Origin of the sequence: Chromobacterium sinusclupearum (assembly GCF_002902845.1) — a bacterium.
Taxonomy (GTDB): Bacteria; Pseudomonadota; Gammaproteobacteria; order Burkholderiales; family Chromobacteriaceae; genus Chromobacterium; species Chromobacterium sinusclupearum.
On sequence record NZ_PPTF01000074.1, the window covers coordinates 1 to 5,660 of the forward strand.

Consider the following 5,660-nt stretch of genomic DNA (forward strand, 5'->3'; position numbering starts at 1 on the left):
CCACGTTGCCCAGCCCTTGCATAGAATGACTATGCGGCGGACTGTGCGCCTTGCTTCCGGCCCAAATCGGCGCAAACGCGATCCACTCACCAAACGTCAACAGCCCCTAGTGTCTGCCATGACGCATGGCGTCTTCATCGCACCGTTCTGTCAGCTAGTCGCCCGCATTTTCAATGCGGTACCTCGATGCCGCTCTGCGCAAGGGGCGTCCATCCCACTAACAAAGCCACTCAGAGTAAATGGTTTCGAATCTGCTCGCAGCTGTGGGTAATCAGGTGGTTGGCGATGGAGATGACGGTCGGCAGCGTGGGCAGGGCGTCGATATCGAACCAGCCGGCGTCTTCAATCTCGCCTTCTTGCGGGCGGATGTCGCCGCTGTCGTACTCGGCGGTGAATGCCAGCATCAGCGAGTGGGGAAACGGCCAGGATTGCGAGAAGGCGTAGCGCAGGTTTTTCACCTTGATCCCCACTTCCTCCCAGGTTTCGCGGTGCACGCACTCTTCCAGGGTTTCGCCGGGCTCGACGAAGCCTGCCAGCGCGCTGTACACGCCGGGCGTGAAGTGCGGGCTGCGCGCCAGCAGCAGCTCGCGGCCGCGGTGCACCAGCACCATCATCGCCGGCGAGATGCGCGGGTAGTAGACCTGGCCGCAGCTGGGGCAATGGCGGCCCAGTTGGTCGCTATTGATGGCCAGCGGCGTGGCGCAATGGCCGCAGAAGCGGTGGTTGCGCAAAAACTGGCGCAACTGGGCGGCCCGCGCCGCGGCCTGGACCTGCTCGGCGGGAAGCGCGAGAAGGGCAGGGCGCAGCGGCAGCCACTCGCCGCTGGCAGGCGGCGTGCCCACCAGTTCCGCCAGAAACAGATTGTGTTGCTCGTGGATGCCGAGAAAACGCTGGCCGGTCAGGGCGCAGCCTGCCGGCGCGGATGCCGGCAGGGCTTTGTCCAGCAGCCATAGCCGGGAATCATCAAAAATGCACCAGCGCGCGGGCAGGTTCGGCGCTGGTTGTTGCGGGAGTTCGAAAGCCATGATGCGAAAGTCATGATGAAGATCGCTCAGTTTACGCCGACTCCCGGCGCCGAGTACATCCAGTGTTCGCTTTGCCGGCGCACCACCTCGCTGAGCGAGCCGCTGTGCTCGTACACCTGGCGCAGCCATCGGCTATCGCTCTGGCATTTCAGCGCTTTCTGCCGCAGCGCCGCCAACTGGCGTTGGCTGCCCAGCGCCTCGGCATGCGGCTCCAGCTCGCGCAGGGAGTCCAGCAGGTCTTCCTGCAAGCCCTGCTGGCGATTGCCGCGGGCGTCCACCAGCACGCCATCGAAACCGAAGCGGCAAGCCTGAAAGCGGTTATAGCTGTAGGTGAGGTAGGGTTCCGGGCTGATGTCGTCCCAGCCGTCTTCCAGACAGCGCCGCGCCAGCATCTGGGCATAGGCGGCCAGCAGCACCGGGGTGTCGATGGATAAGGGCGTGTCGCAGATGCGGATTTCCACCGTGCCGTATTCCGGCTTGGGACGGATGTCCCAGTAGAAGTCCTTCATGCTGGCGACGATGCCTAGCGATTCCATCCGTTCGAAATATTCGTTGAACGCGGCCCAGTCGCGCACCACCGGCATGCAGCCGGACAGCGGGAAGGCGTTGACGCTGGTCAGGCGCGAGGTCTGGAAGGCGGTGTCCACGCCTTGATAGAACGGAGACGACGCGGACAGCGCGATGAAGTGCGGGATGTAGCGCGCCAGGTAGTGGGTGAGCCGCACCGCGGCGTCGCCGTCTGGACAGCCGATGTGGATGTGCTGGCCGTAGACGGTGAACTGTTTGGCCAGGTAGCCGTACAGTTCCGATACCAGCTGGTAGCGCTCTTTGGGGTAGATGCGCTGATCGTCCCAGTGCTGGAAGGGGTGGGCGCCGCCGCCGGCCAGGCCCAGGTTCAGCTTGTGCGCGCTGTCCACCAGCAGCTGGCGGATGGCCAGCAGCTCTTCCAGCATGGCGTTGACGTCGCTGTGGACGGCGGTGCCGATTTCTATCATGCCCTGGGTGATTTCAGGCTTGATGTCGAAGCCATGCGGCTTGCGGTTGACTTGCAGCAACAGGTCGTCGGAGCCGCGCGTCAGGTTGTAGTCGCGGCGGTTCAGTATCATCAGCTCCAGCTCCACGCCCAGGGTGAGCGGCTGGCTTGTGTTGAATTCAAGCATGATTGGCTCCCGCGGTTTCGCCGGCCAGGCGCAGCGCCAGCCGGCTGAGGATGGGGGCGAATATTTCGTTGATCAGCAGCGCGGCCATCAGCGCCGCGCTGAAGCTCTGGGCCGCTTCGCCCAGCGATACCATGCCCAGGCCCAGCAGCAGCGCCGAGCCGCTGTTCATCGGACTCAGCGCCAGGCCCAGCAAGGCGCCCTGTTTGCGCGACAGGCCGTTGCCGCGCGCGGCCAGCCACCACACCAGCATGCCGATGCCGCAGCGCAGCAGCAGGCACAGCAGCGCCAGCTGCCAGTGCGCGGCCAGCGCCTGCGGCGACAGATGGGCGCCGGCGGAGACAAAGAAAGCCACGGTGAAGACATGGCTCAGCGACAGGATGCCCGGCTCGCTGACCGTATAGCCGTGGCGCATGCCGCGGGTGCTCATCCCCGCGATCAGCAGCGCCAGCAAGGCCAGCAACTGCAGCATGTCGGCCAGGCCGACGACCAGCGCGATCAGGCCGAACAACAGCACGCGCTGAGCTTCGCGCTGGTGCCCGCCCAGCCAGCGGTTCAACTGGGTGGTCACCAGCCCGGCGACCAGACCCAGCGCGGCCGAGCCCAGGATCAGCCAGCCGGGCATCAGGATGCCTTCTTCCACCGTGTGATTGGCGGACAGGTGGCTGTACGACAGCGCCAGCGCGAAGCCTATCATCGCCAACAGGCTGGACAGCGCGGTGGCGGTCAGCAGCCGCTCGCTGACCTGGCCGTCGGCGCGCGATTCGCGCACGATCTCCAGCACCACGATGGGCGAAGTGGCCATGCCCAGCGCCGCCAGCATCAGGCTGGCCGGCGCGCCGAAGCCGCCGGCATTCAGCAGCGCGAACAGCGCGGCGAATACCAATACACAGTAGAACAGGCTGGTGGCCAGCAGCGTCTTTTCCACGCGCAGCCAGCGCAAGTCCACGCGGCGCCCGGCTTCAAACAGCGCGATGCCCAGCGCCAGTTGCACGAACAGCGAGGCTTCGTTCAGCAATTGCTGGTTCAGCAGGTTAAGGCTGTAGGGGCCGATGATCAGGCCGGTGACGATGTAGCCGGTGATGGCCGGCAAGCGCGCCACGCGCACGGCGATCTGGCCGCCTATCACGCCCAGGGCCAGCAGGATGCCGAACGCGGCCAGCGGGTTCAGCATCAGATTGTGCCAGGTGGGGAATGGCATAGTGGTTTCTCCTGTATTGCGCGATGCGAGGCATTGAATTGCCTTGCCTCTGCCCTAAGGTATGAATGACTGACGCGATTTCGAGCCAAGAGTTCATGCTAATAGACTGGATCCGCCGCCTGGGCGGCAAACGGATGCCGCCGGCCTTGCTGTCGCGGCTGCGGGAAGAGGCAGACGGCATGCCGCTGCTGGAGGGCTTGTCGGCCGACGAGCGGGACCGCCTGCTCAGGCTGGCGGGCGACTTGCTGCTGGCCAAGACCATCACCGGTCTGGAGGACATGGCGGTGGACGATGCCATGCGGTGCCGGCTGGCGCTGCAGATGGCATTGCCGGGCATGAACCTGGGCATGCGCGCCTATGAAAACTGGCGCGAGGCGGTGCTGTACCCTGCGCCGTTTGTGGTGCGCAACCGTTGGCAGGATGGCATGGGCCTGGCGCATGAAGCCGAACAGGTGTTGATAGGCCAGGCGCATTATCAGGGGCCGCTGGTTTTTTCCTGGCCGGATGTGAATGAATCGCCGTTGCTGGACGGCTGGAATGTGGTGATCCACGAGGTGGCCCACCAGTTCGACATGCTGGATGGCCCGGCCAATGGCGCGCCGCCGCTGCACAAGGGCATGAACCGCCAAACCTGGAGCCAGGCCTGGAACCAGGCTTATCGCCAGTTTTGCCGTACGGTGGACCATGGCGTGGAGGGTTGGCTGGACCCGTACGCCAGCGAAAATCCGGCTGAATTCTTTGCCGTGCTCAGCGAAGCCTTCTTTGAAATCCCCCACCTGGTGGCCAGGGATTTCCCGGATCTGTATGGCTTGCTGAAGCTGTTCTATCGACAAGATCCGGCGGCCAGGCTGCCAAGGGTGGCGGAGGACGCGCTGCTGCCGCCTCCGCCGCCCGATGGCATGGGTCACGGTTGATCTATCGTCTCGGCCAGAACGCCGCCTTTTTCGCGCAGCAGCAGGTAGATGCCGGCCGCCAGGCCGATCAGGCACTGGACCATCAGATAGTAAGAAGGCGCCATCGCGTCGTATTTCAGCCAGATGGACAGCAGCACCGGCGTCAGGCCGCCGGCAAAGGCGTAGGCCACATTGTACGAGAACGACAGGCCGGAGAAGCGCACCGCGGCCGGGAAGACCCGCACCATCACAAGCGGCACCGCGCCGACGATGCCCACGCTGAAGCCCAGCAGCGTGTACAGCGGATACAGCTGGCTGCTGTCTTGCGCCATGATCGAATAGAACAAATGGCTGCTGATGCCCAGCAGCAGGCTGCCGCCAATCAGCGTGAAGCCGCTGCCGATGCGGTCGCTGAGCCAGCCCGCCACCAGACAGCCGCAGGACAGCGCGACCACGGCCAGGCTGTTGGCGCGCAGCGAGTCCACCGGCAGGATGCTGAACTGTTTCTGCAGATAAGCCGGCGCCATCAGGATGGCGACGACGATGGCGATGGCCAGGAACCAGGTCAGAAACATGGACAAGGCCACGCCGGTCTTGTGCTGTTTCAGCACCGTTTTCAGCGGCAGCTCGCGCGACAGTTTCTTGCGCGCCTTCATCTCCGCGAATACCGGCGTTTCATGCAGCCACTGCCGCAGCTGCATCGCCACCAGCCCAAACACGCCGCCGATCAGAAATGGCACCCGCCAAGCCCATTCCGCGATCTGCTGCTGGGAAAACGCCATATTGATGGCCGTGGCGATCAAGGAGCCCAGCAGGATGCCTACGGTCAGGCCGGAGGTGATCACGCCGCAGGCAAAGCCGGTATGGCGGGATGGCGCGTGCTCGGCGACGAATACCCAAGCGCCCGGCACTTCGCCGCCTATGGCCGCCCCCTGCAGGATGCGCAGCGTCAGCAGCAGCAGCGGCGCGGCGATGCCGATATCGTGGTAGGTGGGCAACATGCCCATCGCCAGCGTGGGCAGCGCCATCAGTACGATGCTTAGCGTGAACATACGCTTGCGGCCGAACAGGTCGCCGAAATGCGCCATCACGATGCCGCCCAGCGGCCGCGCCAGATAGCCGGCGGCGAAGATGCCGTAAGTTTGCAGCTGGCTCAGCCAGTCCGGCATGCTGGGCGGGAAGAACAGCTTGCCCAGCACCACGGCGAAGAACACGAAAATGATGAAGTCGTAGAATTCCAGCGCGCCGCCAAGCGCGGCCAGAGAGAGCGTCTTATAGTCCTGTCGCCCCAGCGGGCGAGCGGAGGGCAGGGTCAGTGGGCGGGCGTTCATCCAGGTGCGGTCCTCTTGTCCAGTTTATTGTCAGCTGCTTGTTTAAGCGCGGC

General features: G+C 64.5%; 5 protein-coding genes. 1 reads left to right on the top strand and 4 read right to left on the bottom strand.

The window, feature by feature from the left end; translation table 11 throughout:
- Positions 1-230: 230 nt before the first annotated feature.
- The 3 genes from nudC to C2134_RS17840 are packed head-to-tail and all read right to left on the bottom strand — an operon-like array spanning position 231 to position 3,383.
- Positions 231-1,025 (bottom strand): NAD(+) diphosphatase, encoded by a 795-nt coding sequence (nudC, locus tag C2134_RS17830; protein ID WP_103321446.1) that lies wholly within the window; start codon positions 1,023-1,025, stop codon positions 231-233.
- A gap of 26 nt (positions 1,026-1,051) precedes the next feature.
- Positions 1,052-2,185 (bottom strand): YbdK family carboxylate-amine ligase, encoded by a 1,134-nt coding sequence (locus C2134_RS17835; RefSeq protein ID WP_103321447.1) that lies wholly within the window; start codon positions 2,183-2,185, stop codon positions 1,052-1,054.
- Complete coding sequence (locus C2134_RS17840) at positions 2,178-3,383, bottom strand: cation:proton antiporter (protein WP_103321448.1); 1,206 nt, start codon at positions 3,381-3,383, stop codon at positions 2,178-2,180. Before C2134_RS17840 ends, C2134_RS17835 begins: the two co-directional genes overlap by 8 nt.
- A gap of 95 nt (positions 3,384-3,478) precedes the next feature.
- Between C2134_RS17840 and C2134_RS17845 the strand changes: the two genes are divergently transcribed.
- A complete protein-coding gene (locus C2134_RS17845; RefSeq protein WP_233196500.1) occupies positions 3,479-4,297 on the top strand; it encodes a M90 family metallopeptidase in 819 nt (272 codons plus the stop codon).
- On the opposite strand, the gene C2134_RS17850 is transcribed toward C2134_RS17845, so the two are convergent.
- Positions 4,288-5,607: an MFS transporter gene (locus tag C2134_RS17850; RefSeq protein ID WP_103321450.1), complete on the bottom strand. Its 1,320-nt coding sequence runs from the start codon at positions 5,605-5,607 to the stop codon at positions 4,288-4,290. The genes C2134_RS17845 and C2134_RS17850 overlap by 10 nt on opposite strands.
- Positions 5,608-5,660: the final 53 nt, after the last annotated feature.